The sequence below is a fragment of the Deinococcus aestuarii genome, from assembly GCF_018863415.1.
Lineage (GTDB): Bacteria > Deinococcota > Deinococci > Deinococcales > Deinococcaceae > Deinococcus > Deinococcus aestuarii.
Genome location: NZ_JAHKSN010000037.1, coordinates 1 through 20243, shown reverse-complemented (window position 1 = coordinate 20243; position 20243 = coordinate 1). Strand labels below are relative to the sequence as shown.

At 68.4% G+C, this 20243-nt stretch carries 22 protein-coding genes and 1 pseudogene; 14 read left to right on the top strand and 9 right to left on the bottom strand.

Translation table 11 applies throughout. The features are described 5' to 3' along the window. On the top strand, window positions 1-90 hold a 90-nt coding region (locus IC605_RS25500; RefSeq protein WP_343216646.1), incomplete at its 5' end, for an IS3 family transposase. A gap of 631 nt (window positions 91-721) precedes the next feature. On the opposite strand, the gene IC605_RS24065 is transcribed toward IC605_RS25500, so the two are convergent. Next, window positions 722-3100 (bottom strand): putative bifunctional diguanylate cyclase/phosphodiesterase, encoded by a 2379-nt coding sequence (locus IC605_RS24065; RefSeq protein ID WP_216329770.1) that lies wholly within the window; start codon window positions 3098-3100, stop codon window positions 722-724. 1129 nt (window positions 3101-4229) lie between these two features. Between IC605_RS24065 and IC605_RS24060 the strand changes: the two genes are divergently transcribed. The 8 genes from IC605_RS24060 to IC605_RS24025 all read left to right on the top strand — a co-directional run bounded on the left by IC605_RS24060 (window position 4230) and on the right by IC605_RS24025 (window position 9323). Then, window positions 4230-5150 (top strand): Abi family protein, encoded by a 921-nt coding sequence (locus tag IC605_RS24060; RefSeq protein ID WP_216329769.1) that lies wholly within the window; start codon window positions 4230-4232, stop codon window positions 5148-5150. A gap of 181 nt (window positions 5151-5331) precedes the next feature. Next, entirely contained in the window at window positions 5332-5496 is a 165-nt protein-coding gene (locus IC605_RS24055; RefSeq protein ID WP_216329768.1) for a hypothetical protein, read from the top strand. 15 nt (window positions 5497-5511) lie between these two features. Further along, window positions 5512-5706, top strand: a complete 195-nt coding sequence (locus tag IC605_RS24050) for a transposase (RefSeq protein ID WP_216329766.1) — start codon at window positions 5512-5514, stop codon at window positions 5704-5706. Between the two features lie 667 nt (window positions 5707-6373). Next, complete coding sequence (locus IC605_RS24045) at window positions 6374-7081, top strand: hypothetical protein (RefSeq protein WP_216329764.1); 708 nt, start codon at window positions 6374-6376, stop codon at window positions 7079-7081. Beyond that, window positions 7078-7623: a GTP-binding protein gene (locus IC605_RS24040; protein ID WP_216329762.1), complete on the top strand. Its 546-nt coding sequence runs from the start codon at window positions 7078-7080 to the stop codon at window positions 7621-7623. The genes IC605_RS24045 and IC605_RS24040 overlap by 4 nt, the downstream gene beginning before the upstream one ends. Before the next feature lie 34 nt (window positions 7624-7657). Then, on the top strand, window positions 7658-8035 hold the full coding sequence (locus IC605_RS24035) for a roadblock/LC7 domain-containing protein (RefSeq protein ID WP_216329760.1): 378 nt from the start codon (window positions 7658-7660) through the stop codon (window positions 8033-8035). A 98-nt stretch (window positions 8036-8133) separates the two neighbouring features. Beyond that, window positions 8134-8613: a hypothetical protein gene (locus IC605_RS24030; protein ID WP_216329758.1), complete on the top strand. Its 480-nt coding sequence runs from the start codon at window positions 8134-8136 to the stop codon at window positions 8611-8613. Between the two features lie 131 nt (window positions 8614-8744). After that, complete coding sequence (locus IC605_RS24025) at window positions 8745-9323, top strand: HD-GYP domain-containing protein (RefSeq protein WP_216329756.1); 579 nt, start codon at window positions 8745-8747, stop codon at window positions 9321-9323. 104 nt (window positions 9324-9427) lie between these two features. Here IC605_RS24025 and IC605_RS24020 read toward each other — a convergent pair whose 3' ends face one another. The 4 genes from IC605_RS24020 to IC605_RS24005 all read right to left on the bottom strand — a co-directional run bounded on the left by IC605_RS24020 (window position 9428) and on the right by IC605_RS24005 (window position 13434). Next, complete coding sequence (locus IC605_RS24020; protein WP_216329754.1) at window positions 9428-9877, bottom strand: helix-turn-helix domain-containing protein; 450 nt, start codon at window positions 9875-9877, stop codon at window positions 9428-9430. Between the two features lie 55 nt (window positions 9878-9932). Continuing rightward, on the bottom strand, window positions 9933-10202 hold the full coding sequence (locus IC605_RS24015; protein WP_216329753.1) for a hypothetical protein: 270 nt from the start codon (window positions 10200-10202) through the stop codon (window positions 9933-9935). 62 nt (window positions 10203-10264) lie between these two features. Continuing rightward, window positions 10265-11323 carry a serine hydrolase domain-containing protein gene (locus IC605_RS24010; RefSeq protein ID WP_216329752.1) on the bottom strand — a complete coding sequence of 353 codons (1059 nt, stop codon included), beginning with the start codon at window positions 11321-11323 and terminating at the stop codon, window positions 10265-10267. A 1220-nt stretch (window positions 11324-12543) separates the two neighbouring features. Continuing rightward, window positions 12544-13434 (bottom strand): SDR family oxidoreductase, encoded by an 891-nt coding sequence (locus IC605_RS24005; protein ID WP_216329751.1) that lies wholly within the window; start codon window positions 13432-13434, stop codon window positions 12544-12546. Between the two features lie 187 nt (window positions 13435-13621). Here IC605_RS24005 and IC605_RS24000 point away from each other — a divergent pair, with 187 nt between their 5' ends. Continuing rightward, complete coding sequence (locus tag IC605_RS24000; protein ID WP_216329750.1) at window positions 13622-14176, top strand: TetR/AcrR family transcriptional regulator; 555 nt, start codon at window positions 13622-13624, stop codon at window positions 14174-14176. Between the two features lie 532 nt (window positions 14177-14708). On the opposite strand, the gene IC605_RS23995 is transcribed toward IC605_RS24000, so the two are convergent. Beyond that, window positions 14709-15248 carry a cupin domain-containing protein gene (locus tag IC605_RS23995; RefSeq protein WP_216329749.1) on the bottom strand — a complete coding sequence of 180 codons (540 nt, stop codon included), beginning with the start codon at window positions 15246-15248 and terminating at the stop codon, window positions 14709-14711. 46 nt (window positions 15249-15294) lie between these two features. After that, window positions 15295-16173 carry an NmrA family NAD(P)-binding protein gene (locus IC605_RS23990; protein WP_216329748.1) on the bottom strand — a complete coding sequence of 293 codons (879 nt, stop codon included), beginning with the start codon at window positions 16171-16173 and terminating at the stop codon, window positions 15295-15297. 122 nt (window positions 16174-16295) lie between these two features. Between IC605_RS23990 and IC605_RS23985 the strand changes: the two genes are divergently transcribed. Beyond that, a complete protein-coding gene (locus IC605_RS23985) occupies window positions 16296-16970 on the top strand; it encodes a TetR/AcrR family transcriptional regulator (RefSeq protein ID WP_216329747.1) in 675 nt (224 codons plus the stop codon). A gap of 160 nt (window positions 16971-17130) precedes the next feature. On the opposite strand, the gene IC605_RS23980 is transcribed toward IC605_RS23985, so the two are convergent. Beyond that, entirely contained in the window at window positions 17131-18048 is a 918-nt protein-coding gene (locus tag IC605_RS23980; protein ID WP_216329745.1) for an SDR family oxidoreductase, read from the bottom strand. Window position 18049: 1 nt separating this feature from the next. Next, window positions 18050-18793, bottom strand: coding sequence for an SDR family oxidoreductase (locus IC605_RS23975; RefSeq protein WP_216329743.1), 744 nt, complete (start codon window positions 18791-18793; stop codon window positions 18050-18052). 247 nt (window positions 18794-19040) lie between these two features. On the opposite strand from IC605_RS23975, the pseudogene IC605_RS24970 reads away from it, so the two are divergent. The 3 genes and pseudogenes from IC605_RS24970 to IC605_RS25665 all read left to right on the top strand — a co-directional run. After that, window positions 19041-19580, top strand: a pseudogene (locus IC605_RS24970) (AraC family transcriptional regulator); the annotation flags it as partial. 24 nt (window positions 19581-19604) lie between these two features. Beyond that, window positions 19605-20015 (top strand): helix-turn-helix transcriptional regulator, encoded by a 411-nt coding sequence (locus IC605_RS24965; protein WP_343216714.1) that lies wholly within the window; start codon window positions 19605-19607, stop codon window positions 20013-20015. A 74-nt stretch (window positions 20016-20089) separates the two neighbouring features. Then, on the top strand, window positions 20090-20243 hold a 154-nt coding region (locus tag IC605_RS25665; RefSeq protein WP_216329771.1), incomplete at its 3' end, for a TetR family transcriptional regulator.

The following is a 20243-nucleotide window of genomic DNA, read 5'->3' as shown; positions in this document are numbered from 1 at the left end:
ATCGAGGTCTTCTACAACCGCCAGCGCCGCCATTCCACCCTGGGGTACTTGACGCCCCTGGAGTTCGAACGCCAAGCTACAGCCGCTTAACTTCAACTACGCAATATCGGGGCAGGCCCAACCTGCTCGGCCCTCATCCTGGTGATCTCCCGCAAGGGTTGAGCTTCCAGGGGGGCAAGGTGAGCCTGGAAGGCGTGGACGAGCGCGGCCAGCGGGTGCAGCTCAAGGGGTTGCTTCCTCAGCTCGTTGACCGGTATCTGTACGTCTGCGCTCCGTGATGAGGCTGTTCAGTTGGCCTCTGCGCTGGTGTCCGTACTGGAGCGGGTGGAGTCGGAGCTGTGCGGGAAAGGGAAGGGAGATGTCCTTCCCGCCGCCGGTCCTCGCTTTCGCCCACGGCTTGCTCCTGAAGGTGTGGCCGTCACTCATCGCGAATGCTGCTTCACCCCGTCAGCGGTGCCATGCCGACGGGGTGTGCGACCGGGCCGTTTTGCGTGCCGACGACCTGAACCTGGGTGGGAAGAAGGCGACCCGTCGAGGCCGTTCGCGCCTTCGCTTGCCGGTCGAGGGCTCCGCCGGCGCACAGCCAGCCGTTGGGCAGGCGGCGGTGGGGTGAGATCGTTCAGAGCACGGCTGTCCGCCGTTCCGGGGGATGCGCAGAGCAAGGCCAAATTGAGCTCTTCCGTCAAGGTTGGGATGGGGCGGTCTGCGGACCGACCACCTGTCAGCCGCTGCCCGATGCCATCAGTGTGCTGACTTGACCCGGTGCCCCGCTTCCCGCCGGGAGTGAGGGGACCAGCAGACCCGTGAGCTGGTCTGCTGCCACGGGCCGCCCCAGCAGGTAGCCCTGCACGAAGCCGACGCCCAGTTCCTCCATCTGGGCGCGCTGCGCCCCCGTCTCCACCCCTTCAGCCACCACGTCGAGCGTCAGCCCCTGGGCCAGGGCCACGAGCGCCTGAAGCACCCGCCGCTCGCCCTCCCGCTCCAGCGCGCCCTGCACCAGGCGACGGTCGATTTTCAGCACCTGAAGGGGGAACTCCAGCAGGTACAGCAGCGTGGTATGCCCGGTGCCGAAATCGTCCACCGCGATGCGCACGCCCGCGTCCCGGAGTCTCCCTAGGGTCTGGGCGGCGGCCCGGGCATCCTGCACCACGGCATGCTCGGTGAGTTCGAGTTCCAGGTCAGGCCCCCGCAGCCCGTGGCGCTCCAGGGTGCCCAGGACCCGCTCGACCCACTCCGGCTCGGCCAATTGTCGGGGCGAGACGTTCACCGCCATGTGGCCTTTCCATCCCACCTGGCGCCACACCGCCGCCTGCCGGCACGCCTCATCCAGCACCCAGGCTCCGATCTCCACTACCAGCCCAGTGCTCTCGGCCAGCGGGATAAAGTGCTCGGGCGAGACCGGACCCAGTTCGGCGTCCGTCCAGCGCAGCAGGGCCTCAGTCGCCACCACCCGCTCCCCGCGCACGTCGAACTGCGGCTGGTAGTGCAAGGTCAGCTCCCCCCGGTCCAGCGCGCCGCGCAAGCGCTCCTCAATCAGCGAAGGCCCCCCCACCGCCTGGTCGGCGGCGAACAGGCTCAGGTGGTTCTTGCCCGCCCGCTTGGCGTGATACATCGCCAGGTCCGCGCGGCGGCACAGCTCTCCGGCCTCCCGGGCGTCCTGCGGGAAGAGACTCACCCCGATGGACGCGCCGACCGTGAGGGAATGGCCCTGCACCTCGAAGGGGGTGGTGAGGGCCTGGAGACACTGGCGCCCCACCGTCTCCACCTGTCGGCCATCCGAGAGGTCGAGCAGCACCAGGAACTCGTCGCCCCCCTGCCGGGCCACCAGGTCGTCTCCCCGCAGGGCGGTCTGGAGGCGCTGTGCCACTTGGTGCAGCAGCGTGTCTCCGGCGGCGTGGCCGTGGGTGTCGTTGACTGCCTTGAAGTCGTCCAGGTCGATAAACAGCACGGCCAGCTCGCGCTCCTCGCGCGCCGCGTCCCCCAGTGCCCGGGCGAGGCGGTTCTCGAAAAACGCCCGGTTGGGAAGCTCGGTGAGCGGGTCGTGCCAGGCTTGGTGAGCGAGCTGGGCGCGGCTTTCCTCCAACTCCCGGGTGAAGCGGCGCAGGTCGTGGGTGAGGCGGGCGTTGTCCGCGAAAGCGATGGCCTGCCGGGCGATCACCAGCAGCATGGTCAGGATCGTGCCCACCAGGACCCCGGGGTGCCGGGGGTCATCCAGGTGCAGGGTGCCCAGCAGGAACACGCAGGCCCCGGTCACGGCCAGGTAGGGCAGCGCGGCCAGGCCCTGCCGCAGCGGGCGGGCCAGGGGCGGCAGCGACGTGCTCCCCAGCCGTGCCAGGGTCCCGGCCTGCCGGCGGGCCTGCCACGCGCCCAGCCCCCACAGCAGGAAGCCGCCGGTGAAAAAGGCGTCAATGGGATTGCCGGTGCGGTACAGGTCCTGATTGACGAGGTACACGAAGCCGAGGTCGGCGACGATGGTGAAGCCGAAGCCCAGAGCGAAGAGGGTCAGGTAAGGGGGGACGCGTTTGCCGTGCAGTGCGAGGAGCAGCAGCAGGCCGAGGAGCCCCAGGTCGAACACCGGGTAGGCGAAACTCACCAGTGTGCCCAGGGTCGAGGCGCCGGGGGCTTGCAGGATGGGGAACAGCAGAACCCACCACAGGCCGGTGGCGAGGGCCGCGACCAGGATCAGGCTGTCGAGGGCCAGCCGGAGCGCCTTGAGAGGCCGCAGGGGGACGTGGGAGAAGTGCAGGAAGGCCCAGCCGAAGAAGGGGTACTCCAGCAGGTAGAAGAAGTCGGCCAGCGACGGAAAGGGGGGCGCTTTGGTCAGCAGTTCGAGGGACGTCCAGATGCTGTCGCCGACGCTGCGGATGACCATCGCCGCGCACAGCAGGCGCATCCCGGCGCGCAGGTGAGCGGGGACCTTCCGCAGGGATACCAGGCACAGCAGCGTGCTGGCGTAAATTACCGCGAGGTAGTGCAGGTCCGAGTACCACTCCGCGTCCGCGGGGGACCCCCAGTGGAAGACCAACCACCCCAGGTGACCCAGCAGGGCGGCCACCGTCAGCCACATCGGGAGGAAGGACAGCTCAAACCGCTTCAGCATGGGGGACCTCGACCTTCGGGAGATGTCTTCGGCAGGCAGAGCCCACGTGTCACCGCGTGCCGGGAAGGCCGTCTGCCTGAACGGGTGCGTGGACTGTAGCGCCCCTCACCTCACATGGCTCTTACCTTAACGTGGAGCGGTTCGTGAACGAACGCGGTTCCCCGCGCCTCCTCGCGCTTCACGGCGCCTTCCCCAGCACCGGGCGACCTGGAGAGCGCGAACTTCTCCAGGAGCAACCCGACCAGGAACGCCCTGAGGCAACCCCAGCCGTTCCACCCGCCCCGGCCCCAGCGTCACCGCCGTTCGAACACGATCCACTTCGGTGGCGGAGACGGTTCGGGTGGGTCGGGGCCGGAGCCAAGGGAGATTGAGGGTCTGGGCCACCACTGCCGGGGAAGCGCCGAGGGCACGGGGAGGGAGGGGGTGGCGGCGCGCAGCGGCGCTCGGGCCTCTCTCCGTACCCACCCTCCCCACCCGGCGGCGTGTCTGTGACCTGGGATCGCGTGGCCGGTTGCCACCTCTGCCCACCCGCCGCCTGAAGGGTTCGAGAACACGCCCTGTCAATCAGGCACGGGGAGTGCCACCATGCCCGACCTCTCCTCCGAAGTCCCCACCTCTCCTGAAGTGCTCAGCCACGTGGTTGGCGCCCGCATGACGTCTGTCTACCTGAACCACAAGAATCAGGTGGAGTCCCGGGGCACGCACAGCTTGCTCGGGTCATTCGGCTGAGCATTGGGGGCAGGATGAGGAATGTTGCGGGCCTGAGTTGGGTGTCGCGGTTGGTCAGGGTGACAGGAACGACCTGCGGCGGCTGAAGCGGGAGGCAGGAAAGGCGGGTAAGAATGATCCCGGCTTTGCCTCTCCAGAGTGTATGAATTGAAGCCGCCTTCTCCACAGATCGGGACCAAACCCCACCATGAACGCCAGCAACGACCCACCCTTCCACCCAATCTTCGACTCCCCAGGCAGACTGCAGGCCGTACAAAAAGTTGCACGCCACCTCTCTCGACGACCCACTGTTGACGCTGAGACCGCCACAAGGTAAACTCTGATCAACGAGTACCCAAGCGCCCAGCAATGGGAGAGGCTAGGGTCTTTTTTCTTGCCCCCAGTACCCTGACCCCCACCCATGAAGCCGGTCTACAGCAAGACACCCCTCACCCTGCCGGAACAGGTTCAACACCTTCAGGACAAGGGCCTGCTCATCCCGGACGCCGCGCACGCCCAACTCGTTCTCCGGCGTGTTGGGCTCTACCGCTTCAAGGGCTTCCTGTTGCCCTACAAGACGTCCTCGGGGTACGTGTCAGGAACGAGCTTCGCCGACGTGGAACGCCTGATGACGTTGGACGAGCGTCTTCGTCTGCACGTTCTGAAGGCCATGCAGACGGTCGAGGTCGGCATCCGGCAGGCCATCGTCCAATTCATGCTCGAACGGCACGGGCTCCGCTGGTATGCCGACCCAGGCCACTTCCACGAGCCGAACGAGTTCTTCGACCACGCCGAGTTCCTGCACAAGGTGACTGAGGAGTTCGAGCGGATGCCGGAACTGTTCGTGGGCCATTACCGGGAACGGTATGACCTGGATGCCCCGCCCCCGATCTGGATGATCGCGGAGACCATGACCCTGGGGGGCTGGTCCAAGCTCTTCGCGGCCTTGAGGTCGCAGGAGGACAAGGACGGGATAGCAGCGCTCCTCGGCGTTCGCGCCAGCACCTTTACTTCCTGGCTGCACGCCTTGACGGTGGTCCGGAATGTCTGCGCGCACCAGTCCCGCCTGTACGACCGGGTGTTCGCCACGATGGGAATTGCGGACAACAAGCGGGTTCGGAGGGGCCTGCTCGAACGCTCGTTCGACCCCAGGGATACGGAGGCGCGTCGGCTCGCGCCGCGGCTGTATGCCCTGCACCGCTTGACGCAGGCCCTCGACCCGGGGTGTTCCTGGACGGACGAATTGAAGGTGGTTGTAGCTGGGTATAGCGCAGTGGAAGTCGAGCGGCTGGGCTTCCGGATGGGGTGGAACGCCCAGCCGGAGTGGGGACCGATTGCTTGACGGTGAGCGTTGGAGGGAGGTGGTCTGGACCTGGCGAGCCGTCTCACGGCGCGCAGCCGCTTGGGCGAGAGCAGTGTTGCGGTCACAGGTCACAACACGGGTCGGCGCTAGCCGTACGCTAAAGTTGCGGAAAGGCACCGACTCTGCTGGCGAAGCCGCCAGGTTTGGCGCACACTGAAGAATGTTGCGTCCTACACAGGTTCCCGAGATTCTGGCGGAAACCGCTCGCGTTGCCCGCTCAGCCTTTCCCAAGGGCACGACGTTCATGCGGCTGCGCGACGAGCTGGGCGTGTTGCTCGTGGACCAGGATTTTACCCAGGTGTGTTCAACCAGGGAGCAGCCGTAGGCTGCTCCCTGGCGCTTGACCCTGGTGACCGTCATGCAGTTCGTGGAGAACCCGAGTGACCGCCAGGCGGCTGATGCCGTCCGAGGGCACTTGGCGTGGAAATATGCCCTCCCCCTCGAGTTGGGTGACCCCGGCTTCGATTCCAGTGTGCTCAGCGAGTTCCGCAGCCGATGCCTCGCCCAGGACAACCCGCTGCTGATACTCGACTGACTCCTTGACCGCTGCCAGGAACTCGGCTTGGTGGGCCCACACGGGAAGCAACGAACGGACTCGACTCACGTCCTGGCCGCCATCCGGGTCATGAACCGTCTGGAACTGATCACCGAAACCGTGCGGGCCGCCTTAAATGCACGAGCTGGCTGTGCCCCCGACTGGTTGCAGCGCGTAGCCGACCCCGCTTGGTACGACCGTTACGCCCATCGATCCGAAAACTATCGACTTCCCAAAAGCGACACAGCAAAGCGTGAGTACGCAACCAGGCAGGAGCTGAGGGCTGATCGCCCAGCCGGGTGGTGAGCAAGCCACTCCCGTCTCGCTGAATGGTGCCCCGGCGCAGCTTCCCTGACGGACGCCCTCGTGGTGGAGGGCGTTCGAAGGGGCCGTGGGCTCGCTCCCACACCGCCTGCATTCTCTGGAGGTGAACTTCTCCTCCGCCCCCAGGCCACAGCCCGACTGGCTGGAAGCCTCGCAGACGGCAGCTCGGGGCTTTTGGGTTTCGGGCCGCCCGGCCCTTTTTCCCTTCATGTCGAACGATTTGGAAAGAGTGACAAGACTGTCAGGTGACTTTTCGTACAACCTTGGCAGTCGTTCCGGTCGAGTCGGTTTCCCGTGCTCTCGTCTGGCCGCCCGCGCGGCCCTGTTTTGGAAAGGAGTTGAAATGGCCCTCTTCGGTGACCTCGAACACCACGCGCTCGCCGATCTGGCGAAAGTGCTGCACACCCAGACCGGCACCCTGTTCTTCCACGCGTCCTACCAGGGCCGCACCCTGGAACTGGCCCTGAGGCAGGGACGCCTGCGCGCGATGTACCTGGACGGCTTTCCCGTCCGGGAACCCAGCCGGGTCCGCGACATCCTGCGTCAGCTTCAGGCCCAGGCCCGGGGGGCCTTCGAGTTTCACCGCCAGAACCTTGCGGCGGGGGCACCCAACTTCTACGACCTGCCGCTGGTGGATCTGCTCCAGGAGTTCGGCGAGGCCTATCTCCCCGAGGATCAGTTGCCCCACCCTGAGACCCGTTTCGTTCCCTCCCCCGCCGGGGCCCGGGTTCCCCCCTCGCTCGCGGACGCCTGGGCCCTGGTCGGGCCTCACCTGGCCCCAGGGGCGAGCGCTGTGGACCTGGCCCCCAGGGTCGGCCTACCGCAGCGCGAGGTGCTCGTGACGCTGCACCGCCTGCGGGCCGTGGACCTGATCGCGCCGCAACGGGCGGGGGCCGTCCCACACCGGGCGGTGACGGTCTCAGGCCAGGGGGCGGGCATGGCCTCGACTGCGGCCCACTTCGCCCCCGCCGCGCCCCCGCCTGCCCCGGCCCCGCTGCTGGGACGGCTGCTCGGCGCCCTGCGCCGCTTCACCGGCGCGGTGAGCGCATGAGCGAGTTCCAAGCCCCCTTGAAACTCGTGGTGTCCGGCCCGGTCGGGGCAGGCAAGACCACCTTCGTCCAGACCCTCTCCGAGACGCCGGTCGTCGCCACCGAAGCCGAGGCCAGCGAGGACATCGGCAAGCGCCACACCACCGTCGCCTTCGACTTCGGCACCCTGCGCCTGGATGGCCAGGAATTGCACCTCTACGGCACCCCGGGGCAGGACCGCTTCTCGTTCATGTGGGAAGTGCTGTGCGAGGGCGCGCTGGGCCTGGTGCTGCTCGTCGCCGGGGACCGCCCCCAGGACTTCGCGCACGCTCGCAACATCCTCGACTTCATCACCAGCCGCGTCGCGGTGCCCTTCCTGGTCGGCGTCACCCGCCAGGACTTGCCGCGCGTGTGGACCCCCGCCGACGTGGCCCTGTACTTCGGTCTCCCCGAGACCCAGGTGGTGGGCCTGAACGCCACCGACCCCGACGACGCGCGCCTGCTGCTCGCCAGCCTGCTCGAACTGCAACTCGCTCCGCTCGCCCCGTCTTTCGCCCCCTCGTGACCGGGAGCCCCCACCTCCCCGAAAGGATTTCACCATGACCGCGACCCTCAGCAAGCAAGAACTCCTCACCTCGACCCTCACGAGCCTGCGCGGCGCCATGCCCGAGTTGCGCGGCGCGCTGGTCGCCACCGTGGACGGCCTGCCCATCGCCCAGGCGATGGGGGAAGGCACCGACGCCAACCGCGTCGCGGCGATGGCCGCCACCGCGCTGGGGCTGGGCAAGCGCATCAACGACACCCTGGGCTCGGGTCAGCTCACCGACATGAGCGTGGGCGGGGCCCAAGGCCAGGTGTACATCTACGCCGCCGGGAACAAGGGCGTGCTCGCCGTCGTGGCGCCGACCGGCGTCAACCTGGGCCTGCTGCACATGGAAGCCCGCGACGCTGCCCAGAGTGTCGCCAGCATTCTCTGAGCGCCCCCCGGCCTTCCGAGGTCCGTATGGCCACGCTGCCCGCCTCGCTCCACCACCTGCTCACCAGCCTTTACCCCAGCCATCCCAGGAGGACTCCCGTGACCGTCACCGCCACCCCGCAACTGCGCCCGCACCTGGGCGACTTCAACTCCGTCGTCTGCTTCAAGGCCGTGATCGTCGGCGTCGAGGACACCCTCGGCCCGGACGGTGCCGCTGTGGTCTTCACCCGTGCCGGGAAGGTGCGGGGCCGCGATCTCGCCACCGAACTCGGCGTGGCGGGCAGCCACCTCCCCGTCGAGCAGATCGCCGGGGTGCTGAACGCCGCCATCGGGCGGGACGGCACCTGCCTGGCCGCCGTGACGCGCTCGTACCGCGAGGGGGAGACCGTGGTGATCGAGACCCAGGACACGGTGTGCTCGGCGGGGGAGCCGCTGGGGTCGGAGCGCAAGTGCACCTTCACGCTGGGCGCGGTGTGGGGGGCGCTGGAGGCCATCACCGGGGAGCTGTACCTCGGCGAGCACACCGAGAGCGTCCTGCGCGGCGGTGCCTTCGACAAGTTCGTCTTCAGCCCACTCTGAGAAAGGCTCCAAGCGCCCTCGCCCCCGGCGAAGGGCGCTTTCTCTTGCCCCTGAAGGACGTGCCGATGACCCTCTGGCTTAGCCCGCTTCTCCAGCCTGAACCCTGTGGAACTCGTCCGGCTCCCGTACGCTTGACCCGGCGAGGTCGCGTCTACTGGCGGTTGGCCCAGCACGCCGCCCAGTGGTCGCCGACGGCCCACACCGGGCGGGTGGCGCTGCTCGCCGTCGCCGTGGCCTGGCAGCTCGGTCTGTCGCCCGCCCAGGTACGCGAGGTCTGTCTCGCCGGGTTGTTGCACGACCTGGGCAAGCTGTTGATCCCGACGCGGGTGCGCCGGAAGGCCGGACCCCTGAGCGGGCAGGATTGGCGTCAGATGCAGCGGCACCCGGTCTACAGCGCCTGCCTCACCGGCCTGCTGCCGGGCGCCTCCCGGACGGTGCGGGCAGCCGTGCGGCACCACCATGAACGGTTGGATGGCGCAGGCTACCCGGATCGGCTCTCCGGCGAGGCCGTCCCGTTGCTGGCCCGCGTGCTGGCCGTGTGCGACGTGTATGACGCCCTGATCTCACCGCGTTCCTACAAGCCGGCGTGGCCCGCGCAGGCCGTGGTGCGGGAGTTGAGGGACCAGGCCGGGCCGCACTTTGACCCGCAAGTCGTCGCGGCACTGGGAGCGGTGCTGGGGTGGCCGCCGACCCCCGCCGTTCCGGCTTGACGGCAGGGCAGGGCCGAGACCTTCAGGAGCAGCCCCAGGGGGAGGACGTGCGCGTCGCTTCCCCCGATTCAGACCGTGCGGTGTGCTGACAGCCCGTGGACGCGCTACGAGGCCGTCTTGCGTTCCCTAGGCTTGAGCTTGACCTCCACGTCCATGTCCAAGGCGTCGGCGATGCGCCGCAGCGTGTCCATGCCGTGTTGGTGGGAGTTGGAGCTGAGCCAGCGCGAGACCAGCGGCGGCTTGATGCCCAGCCGCTCGGCGATCTCGGCGCCTGTGAGGCCCCGCTCGCGCAGCACCCGGCGCAGCTCCAAGCTCACCGGGTCCGGCGTCGGGGGCGCCAGCTCCGAGTGGGGTTCATAGCACCGCTCGACGGTGGCTCCGGGCGCCTGCCCACGAGCCGCCTCCTGAACGAGGTGCGCGATGGCCCCCGACACGTCGAGGCGGAAGCCGACGACTTCGCCGGTCTCGACATCGACCATCGTAGGCACGTCGTGGAGAATCACCGTGATGCCCTCACAGCTGGGGAAGGTGTGGGTCATGGGGGTGTCGGGCATGACCTTCCTCTTCTCAGTTCGCCATCGCCGTCACGACGATGTCGTACATCCCTCGTCAGCCCACCTTGACCCGCAGGCGGACACGGCCCAGGAGGCGGTCGAAGTTCAGTCCCGGCGCCCGGCCCCCTGCGCCGGGGAGGTCCTCGCTCACCTCGTCGTAGGAGCTGATGGCGTCGTCCACGTCTTCCAGGGTGAGGGCGTCGAGGTTGATCTCGTTCTGGGCGTGGATGCTGACGCGCAGTTCGCCGCTCTCCAGCGCCTCCCACACCGCCTGTATCTCCCAGTTCAGAACCTCGGCGGTGGAGAAGTCGAAGCCCTCGGACACCCCGTCATATTAACCCATCCATTTGGGCCGTCTTTCCACCCAATCGCGTGCTCAACGCACAGTCATGGTGTGGCGAGGGCTTCCACAACCTGATCCACGACCTCCCAGGCGTTCGAGGAGTCGAAGTTCCCCAACACCACCACCGTCATGCGCTGCTCTGGGAAGACCACAACTTCATCCGACACACCCAGGCCCCCACCCGTGTGCCCTACCCCTCGCCAGCCTTCCGGGCCTCTGGACCGCTCGATGAAGCCGTACCCGTACCGGCATTGAGGAAACGGCGGCAGTTGGAAGTCCACCTTGCCCTCCAACGCCAACCGCGTCAACTCAGGCGCCAGCAACCGTTGATCGAGGAGGGCCCGGGTGAACTGCACGAGGTCGTGCGCCGTTCCGTAGGCTCCATGCGAGCCCATCGCCTTCCACCCGGCGCTGCCCAACACCATTCGGAGCGGCGCATCAGGGTTTGGACGGCCATCTGCGTCACGGTGGACATACCCGAAGGCGGTCTCGGGCGGGTCGAGGTCAAGGTCAGGGAAACGGGTGTGATTCATTCCAGCAGGTTCAAACACGTTCCGGGCCAGGTAGGTGAAGTAGTCCTGGCCGGAGACCCGCTCCAAAAGGCCAGCCAGCAGGATGTACGCCGAATTGCTGTAATCCACGAGCGTTCCCGGCTCGTCCGCATGGGGGAGCTGACGCAGCCGCGCAACGATCCCACCCACCGTCCGGTCGTTGTTTCGCCAATCCTCCGGGCTGAGGGCGGGGAGGCCCGCTTGGTGAGTCAGCAGGTGATGGACGGTGATCTGATGACCGACTGGCTGCGGCCACTCGGGAAGAAAGCGGCTGACGGGGTCTTCAAAGGCGAGCAGGCCCCGTTGGGCGAGCTGGAGAACGCCAATGGCGGTGAAACACTTGCTGATGGACGCCAGATTGAAGCAGGTGTCGAGGGTGTTCGGGGTACGTGAACCCCGCTGCGCCCAACCGTACGACTGCTGGAAGAGGGTGTCACCCTGGTGATCAACGAGCACGACCCCTGAAAAGTCGTCTCGTTGTGCACGGAGCTGGAGATCACGGTGGAGGGGCACGAGGGCGTCGGGGATCGTCTGGGTCACGAATGTGTTCACGACTCCACCTCCGGTTGGTTGTCAACGGTGCAAGCAGCGTACACCAGGTTGGGCCCGCCATTGGTTCCGCAGGGTCGAAGTCACTCACAGGACTTTGCCAGAAGGGGCGCAAGGGGTCGACAGCCAGGTGCATGAACAGCGATGGACACCTCGCCGCTGAACCACCCCATCAGGAAGGCAGGGGCGGGCAGAGCCTTCATACCTCTGACAAAGTCCTGTGAGAGCAACCCAGAGGGCAGACGACACAGGACGGGAAGGCGCGGCTCCCCCACCCGTACACCCCTGACCCGGCCCAGGGTACGAGAGTGCTGAAGCGTCCGCTCTTTGGCACATCCCAGTGGGCTCGCGTCTCGGCGAACATGGTGGGGTGAACGAGACCGCGACCGCTGGCGCGTGGGGTGCCGTCGTCTCCAGTGTCGAGGTCTTCCCCGACTTGCGACTTGGAGGAGCGGCCACACCTCGTGCTGGGGATCGGGGCCGAGTGATGGTCGCGCCCCGGACAGCCGGGTCAGGACCACTGCGTGGGGGAGTGGGGCGGCTGAGGCGGCGCCCCTGGCGAAGCGGCAAGCTCCCCGGCGGCTCCTTGGCTGTCCGGTTCCGACCGTCGTTGGGAGGGCACGTCAGGCCGGGCACGGGGTGGGAAGGCGCGAGGTCCGTCCTCGCGTGGGGCTTGGGCGCGGCGCGGCCCGCTTCCGGCCCAGGGGCCGGGGTTCGGCGCTGGGAAGATGCGCCGAAGGGGGCGGCTTCGGCGGTCGCTCTCGCAGAGGGCCGCGCCTCCCGCAGGGCGCGGCGAAGGCGGGCAGAGGGTGGTGAGGCGGAGGGGTGGCGGTGGCCCAGTCGCCGACCCGGCTGCGGCGTCCGCTCAGCCGGCCCGGAGCCTCAGGGTCCGGGAAACGGCGTTCACGCGCAAGAGGGCTAGACAGGAAAGCGGACAATCACGCGGTCGTACTTCTAGGGGAGAGCCACGATCTCCACAACATCGCACGCTTCGCTCTGGGCGCCGATCTCAGCGATTCGTCGGGGGAGGTGGCACGGGCGTTCCTGGGAGAACGGCAGTTCCAGCAGGATCTCGCGGCACTTCTGGGCTTCGTGCCAGTTACGGTTCCAACTCTCGTACAACCCCTTCACCACGAGGACCAGCGCCCCAAGCTGATCCTCCTGGCCCTTCCGGTCCTTGGGGGCAGTTTGCGGCTCGAACGCCTCCCGCCGCAGTGCGGGGCTCAGCGCGGGACGGCGGCCTGCTCCTGCTCCACCGGGTCCAGCCACCGCCCCACCACCTGCTCCGACAGGGCCCACAGCCGGTCCTGCGCGGCCTGGTCGTAGGCAACCCGGTTGGCCCGCTGGGGCTTCTTATCCTGGAAGTATGTCCCAGTGACACCCCCCACCTCGGGAGAGGTGGCGAGGTACACGCTCGTCTGCGCGCCCTGCTGGGGGGAGAGGGCCCAGAAGCTGGTGAGGTTGAAGATGACCCGGGTGAGTCCGGTCAGGTCCTCGCCGAAGCCCGAGCGGACCCGGCCCGGGTGCAGCGAGTTGCTGGTGACGCCCGTGCTCCGCAGCCGGCGGGCCAGCGCGTTGGCGAACAGGATGTTCATGAGCTTGCTCTGGGCGTAGGCGGCGGTGGGCGAGTAGCCCTGGGTGAACTGGGGGTCGTCCCAGCGCACGCGGCCCATCCGGTTGGCCGACGAGGACACGCTCACCACCCGCGCCCGCCCGGCGGCCCGCAGGGGCTCCAGCAGGAGGTGCGTCAGCAGGAAGTAAGCCAGGTGGTTGAAGGCGAAGGTGGACTCGAAGCCGTCCACGGTGGTCCTCCGTTCCCGGAAGACCCCGCCCGCGTTGTTCACCAGCACGTCCAGCCGCCCGTGCCGGTCCCGCACCTCCAGCGCGATGCGGCGCACGTCCCCCATGCTCGACAGGTCGCCAACGAACAGTTCGGGCACCGCACCCCGGCCCTGGGCCCGGAGGTCCTCCAGGACCTGCTGGCCCTTGGCCGCGTCGCGGGCGGTGACCAGCACCCGGTAGCCCTGCCTCGCCAGTTCCAGAGCCGTCTCTTGGCCGATGCCCCCCGTGGCGCCCGTGACCAGGGCTGTTCTTGGCTCATTGCGGAGGGTCATGACGGCCTCCAGGGTGTGGCTGGTGACAGGTGCGGAAGACTCTTCAACGTGTTGGGCATAGGGGTGCCTCCAGGAAGGGCGGCTGGGTCCACGAAACAACCAACTGGTTGTTTGCTCTACTTCACCAAATGAGGCCCCCCTTGTCAACTATCTAGTTAGTTGAACTGGGAACCCGTACAATCGGGGGGTGAAGCGTGACGCCCAAGCCACCCGCAAGCGCATCCTGGAGGCAGCGGTGGCCGAGTTTTCTCACTACGGCATCGCGGGTGCCCGGGTGGATCGCATCGCCGCCGCGTCGGCCAGCAACAAGGCGATGATCTACACCTACTTCGGCAGTAAGGAGGGGCTGCTGGAGGCGGTGGGCGAGTGGTTGGTCGCCTGGCACCTCCAGGAAGTGCCGCTGGACACCCAGGACCTCCCGGAGTACGCCGCACGGGTGTTCGACCGGTATCAGGCGCACCCCGAGCTGATGCGGCTGGTGAACTGGGACCGCCTGGAACGGGGGGGCGGGGGGGAGAAGGCCTCCCGCCTGGCCGAGACGGTCCAGGCCAAGGTCGAGGCCATCGCTCAGGCACAGCGGGAGGGAAGGCTCGGGACCCACTTTCCGGCCCCCGTTCTTCTGGAGCTGCTGCTGGCCTTGGTCGAGCTGCCCACCTGTGTCGCCGACCTCCGGGACGAGGAGGCCCGCGCCGCGCGCCGCCAGGCCATCAAGGACGCCGTGGCCCGCCTGATCGAGCGCTAGAGGGGTCACCGCGACCTCCTTCCGAGCCGCCCGGAATGCCGTGCGGCGCAGCGTGCAGGAGGGCCGTCGCCTTCAGAGCATTCTGGACAACCCCGTGTCTTCCGTGAGCGTCGCGGCAGGGGCGCTGCATGGTCATGTTGTGCGGGGCGGCCAGCCTGCTCGCGGCTGGCCTGGGAACGAGGCTGGTCGGTCGCCCCAGCCGGCCGTGAGGTTGACGTGCGCTCACCCACCCTGACGCTCCGCTTGGTGCCGCGGCACCTTGCCTATTCGAGACGCGAGGCAGGCTCGTGTTGAGGACCTGGAGCAGGGCGTGGAGGCTTGGCGTTTGTTTCCGCGTCACTGCTGGTGCGACCCCTTGAACGCCTCTCGCTCGGCCTCGCTCGCGGAAGACATCTGTCCGGGTGAAGTGGCGGATCACCACGCCGAAGGCCGGCCGACCGCTGAACGGTGAGCGGGGACGGGGCTGCGGACCCTGGGCACCTCACCGGTGTGAAGCGCCCTGCCTGAGCCGAGCGATCACTCCACTGCCTGCTCAGGCAGGCGGAAGGAGTTCCGTGCGGTACTTCGGGGCCAGCTCGGCGGCCTTGCGCTTGAACGCCTCGCGCTCGGCCTCGCTCATCGTCGGGGCGGGCGTGGTCCGGGTGGCAACCAGCGTGCCCACGGCCAGGAAGAACTCCTCCTGACCGGCGGGCGCGCACACGCACAGCATCCGCGCTGTCCGGTCCGTCCTGTTCGTGAAGGCGTGCGGCGCGTTCGCGGGGATGTTGACCGTCTCGCCCGCCCGCGCCGTCAGGGTCTGGCCCCGGAAGGTCAGCTCGATCTCGCCCTCCAGCACGCTGAACATCTCCTCGAAGTCGTGGCGGTGGGGAGCGGGACCACCGCCGGGGGGCACGAGCATATCGATCAGGGTGTAGCGGCCCGCCGTCTCCCGCCCCGTCACCAGAATCGTGTAGGTGTCCCCCATGATGGCGACGTGGGGCAGGCTCGGGTCGGTCTCCGGACGGGCCACGGTGAGCTGCCGGGCGGGGTCGTCGGCGGGAAGGAGAGCGGGGGGGGCAGAGGCATCAGTCATGAGGGTTCTCCTGGAAAAGATCTGCTTGAAGTCGGCCTGAACCGCCTCAGGAGGCCGAGGCCCGTGGTTCGGCGGACGGCGGCTGGGCGGCCAGTTCCTCGATGTAGGCGCGCAGGGTCCGTGGTTCACGGCCCAGGATGGCGCGCAGGGTGAGCGGGTTGCCCAGGAGGCCGTGGTGGTTGTACCACTCGATCATCTTCTGCATCCCGCCCGCAGGCGCGCCCCCGCGACGCTCCTGGCCGACCGTGCCGACCTGGATCGTCCGGCCCAGCACCTCGCTCATCAACGCGGCGAGGTCGTGGCGGTTCAGCCAGCCCTCGGCGCAGAGCTGATAGGTGCCCCAGTTCAGGTGGTCCTGGGTCAGGGCGAGCGCGGCCACTTCGGCCACGTCGCGGTAGTCCACCCGGCTGAAGCGGGTGTCGGGGGACCAGGGCTCGGTGGAGGTGCCGCTCTGCACCACGGTCGGCCAGCCTCCGGCCAGGTTCTGCATGAACAGCGCGGGCTGGAGGAGGACGTACTCCATGCCCGAGTCGATGATCGCCTCCTTGACCGGGGCCTTGGCCCGGTGGTTGTCCAGCTCGCTCAACACCGGGTGGATCACCGACGAGAACACGAACCGGCGGACTCCAGCCCGGCGCGCCGCCTCCACCACACCGAGGCCCACCTCGGCCTCGCTCGGCAGAAAGGCAGGGGCGATGTAAAAGACCGACGCCACACCCTCCAGGGCCGCGTCCAGGCTCGCCGGGTCGGTGAGGTCACCCACGGCCACTTCCGCCGCGCCGTTGCTCATGACCCGGTCCGCGTCGTCCGGTCGGCGGATCAGCCCCCGCACCCGCGCGCCGCGCCGGGCGAGTTCGGGCACGACCAGACCCGCGAACCTGCCCGAGGCCCCGACGGCGAGGACGGTCGAAGTGGATGCTGGCATAGCGTGACCTCCGTGGGAAAAGACTCAGGGCGAGATGGGTGAAGCGTTCCCCCACCCCGCTAAACGGAGCGTATTCTCCGTTTATGTGTTCGACCCTCCAGCCACCTGACGGGAGAATGAAGATGAGCGAGGAACACGACCCACCGGGAAGCACCTGGGAAGGTGCAGTCAGGCCCACGCTGCGGGCGGATGCTGCCCGCAACCGCGAGCACCTGCTGATCTCAGCCGCCGCGACCTTCCTGCGGGAAGGCCCGCGCTTCACCATGCAGACCATCGCCAGGGATGCGGGGGTGGGCGCGGGCACGCTCTACCGCCACTTTCCCGACCGGGAGGTGCTCCTGGCGGCGCTCGTGAGCCGCTCCTACGGGGTGGCGCTGGCGACCCTGCGCCGGGCGAGGGCGTCCACCCACGAGCCGCTGGAGGCCATCCGCGCCTACCTGCTGGGGATACTCGACCAGCGGGACGTGCTGGTGCTGCCGCTGAGGGGGGCGCCGCCCTCCACCGTGGAGGCCGACGTGCAGGCCCGCCGGACCCTGTGGGAGGAACTCGGAGACCTCCTGCGGGCCGGGCAGGCGGCGGGCACCATCCGGCCCGATGTGAACCCGCTTGACGTCATGATCGCGTCGGCCCGCCTGGCCCAGCGCATTCCCAACCTCCCCGACGAACGCGAGACCGACCGCCGACAGGCCGCCATCTTCGTGGACGGCCTGCGCGCGTCTGCTGCCGTCCTGTCGGAACCGGCGCTCACCCTGCCCGACCTGGAGCGCGCCTGGCAAACCGAGCCCCGGGAACAGTGAGCGTGCCGCTGGGCCTCTTCCCCGGCGGCATGCTCCCCCACGGCTTCCCCCGCCTCCTGCCGCCCTGATGCGGCGGGCCAGGGGACAAGGGAACGCGGTGAGGCTCAGGCGCGGCGCAGGGCGGCCCACCTCCAGGGCCGTGCCTCGGGAACGCTCGACGCTACGTTCCCTCCCTGGAGGTCTCGACAGGCGTCGCGGGATGAAGCAGGTCGGCCAGGCCGAGGCGGGTCAGGAACGCCTCGCGGATGCGGTCGGCGACCATGCTCACCTCCTCGGAGCCGTCGTTCGCCGGGTCCACATGGCTGCGGAAGGGCCGCTCGCCTGCGGGCAGCGCCACGATCCGGGCGATCTCGTCCGAGACCAGAGAGGCAGGGGCATCCGGGGGGGCCAATTCGGCGAGCCGTTCGGCCACCGAGTCCAGCAGGCCGGGGTACCTCGCCTCGTACTCCGCCGCGATCCCGGCGTCCGCGGGGTGACCCGCGTGGGCGAAGTGATTCGTGCCGCTCGTGAACGAGCCCGGCACCACGATGCTCGTCTCGATGCCGAAGCGGGCCAGCTCCGCCGCGTAGCTCACGGCCAGCGCGTCCATCGCCGCCTTGGCCGCGAAGTACGGGCCCAGGTAGGGCGGCGTGCCGCCCCGCGTGCTGGAGCTGCCCACCCACAGCACCAGGCCGTGCCCCTGGCGGCGCAGGTGGGGCAGCGCCGCGCGGTTCAGCCGCTGGGTGCCCAGCACGTTCACGTCGTAGACCTGCGCGAGCTGCTCCGGGGTGAAGGCCTCGGCAGGGCCACTCACCATGTGCCCGGCGTTGTGGACGAGCACGTCGAGCCCGCCCGCCTCGGCGAGCACCCGGGCGACGGCGGCGTCCACCGAGTCCTGCGAGGACACGTCCAGCTCGACGGTGCGCAGGTCCACCCCGCGCTCGCGGGCGTAGGTCTGGGCCTCGCGCACGGCGCCCGCGTTGCGTCCCTGCGTGTCGCGGATACCCGCGTAGACGACATTCCCGGCGTCGGCGAGGGCGCGTGCCGTCAGCGCCCCGAACCCGCTGCTCGCCCCGCTGATGACGATGGTCTTGGGCATGTCAGATCGCTCCTCCGTTCGCGCGCACCACTTGACCGTTGATCCAGCGCCCCGGCCCGGCCAGGAACGACACCACCTCGGCGATGTCGCCCGGGGTGCCCAGGCGCTCCAGCGGGTTCATCTTCGCCATGCGGTCGATGGTGGCCTCGTCCTTGCCGTCCAGAAACAGGTCGGTGGCAATAGGACCGGGCGCCACGGCGTTGACCGTGATGTCGCGGCCCCGCAGTTCCTTGGCGAGGATGCGAGTCAGGGCATCCACCGCCCCCTTGGTGGCGGCGTAGGGCGCGTAGGTGGGCAGCGCCAGTTCGACGACCGAGCTGGAGAAGTTGATGATCGCGCCGCCAGGTCGGAGCCGCCGGGCCGCCTGCTGGTTCACCAGAAAGGTGCCCCGGACGTTGACCCGGTGCAGCCGGTCGAAGTCGTCCATGCCGAACTCGGCCAGCGGTTTCAGGATCATGATGCCCGCCGCGTGTACGACGACATCGACGCCGCCGTAAGTCTGCTCGGTGCGGGCAAAGAGGGCTTCGACGGCCTGCTCGTCGGAGACATCGACTTTGATGGCGGTGGCGGTGCCGCCGGCGGCCCGGATGGCGGCCACGGCGTCGTTCGCTTCCTGATCGTTGTTGGCGTAGGCGATGACGACGGCCTGGCCGTCGGCGGCGAGGTGCTCGGCGCTCTGGCGCCCGATCCCGCGCGACCCGCCAGTGACGATGGCGACGCGCCCAGGGGTAGTAGGGGTGGTCATGGAAGATTCCTCCAGAATGAGAGCTGCGGGACCCGGCACTGTGCCAGGGCCTGCGGGTGAGGTGATGACACTGCGGGAAGGTGAGCGAGAGCTGTTCTCCTCGTTCCTGCCCGCCTACTCTCCTCCAGAACCCGCCCCTCCCGATAGCGCGATGCTGGAGAGAACTTGCCTGATCCTGCAAACGGGAGCGGAACAACCGTGAGGCGGTGTGAGATGGTCAGGTGCTTTGAAGGGCAGACTGTCCCCCATGCCCGTCCCTCCTGTGCTCGCTGCTCACCCGGCCCAGCCGCCGACCCTGACCGATTTGCTCACCCGCCACGCGACCGGGCTGGGCCTCCAGTCCACCGCCGTTCCGGGACTGCATCTCTACCGGGCGCTGGCGCAGTCTGGGCCGGTACACACGGTCTACACGCCCTCGGTGTGCCTGGTCGCGCAGGGCCGCAAGCTGGTGCAGCAGGGCGAAGAGTCCCTGACGTATGGCCCGGAGGACCTGCTGCTGGTCTCGGTCAGCCTCCCGCTGACCGCGTAGATTCTGGAAGCCACGCCCGACCGTCCGCATCTGGCCCTGCATATCGACCTCGATCCGGCCCTGATTGCCGCCCTGTCGGTGGAGTTCCCCTCAGAGGTGCCGGAGACAGGCGGACAGGCCGGCCTGGTGGTGACCGCGCTCGAACCGCTGGTTCACGACGCCGTGCGGCGGCTCCTTCGCCTGCTGGACACGCCACAGCACATCCCCGCGCTGGCTCCCCTGATCCTGCGTGAACTCGTTTACTTATTGCTGGTCGGCCCGGAGGGAGGTCGGCTGCGGGCGATGGTGCAGACCGCCGGGCAGACGTACCGGATCGCCACCGCCATCGAGCGGCTGGTGCGGGAGTACGACCGACCCCTGCGGGTGGAGCAGATGGCCCGGGACGTGCACATGAGCGTGTCGGGCTTCCACCACCACTTCAAGGCGGTGACGGCCCTCAGCCCCCTGCGGTTTCAGAAAAGGTTGCGGCTGCAAGAGGCGCGCCGATTGCTGCTGAGTCGGGAGGCGGATGTCACCGGGGCCAGCTTCAGGGTCGGCTACGACAGCCCGTCGCAGTTCAGCCGGGAATATCGCCGCCTCTTCGGAGCGTCGCCTCGGGAGGACCTGACGCGCTGGCAGGCAGGTGGTCTGGCCGGGACGCTGGAGAGCCCCACAGTTCAAGGAGCCCGACCTTCGACGTTGACGCCAGGATAAGTCGTCACCCAGGGTTGATAGAGACACCTTGACAGGTCGTACTTATCAATTATAGATTTTCTATAGGAGGAAGAATGACGGCGCAGGCCAGGCGAGCGAGGCATAAACAGGCGACCCGCGAGGGCATCCTCCAGGCCGCCCTCACCATCGGCGAGCAGGAGGGGTGGGCCGCGGTCACCATTCGCCGCATCGCCGACGCGGTGGAATACACCTCACCCATCATCTACC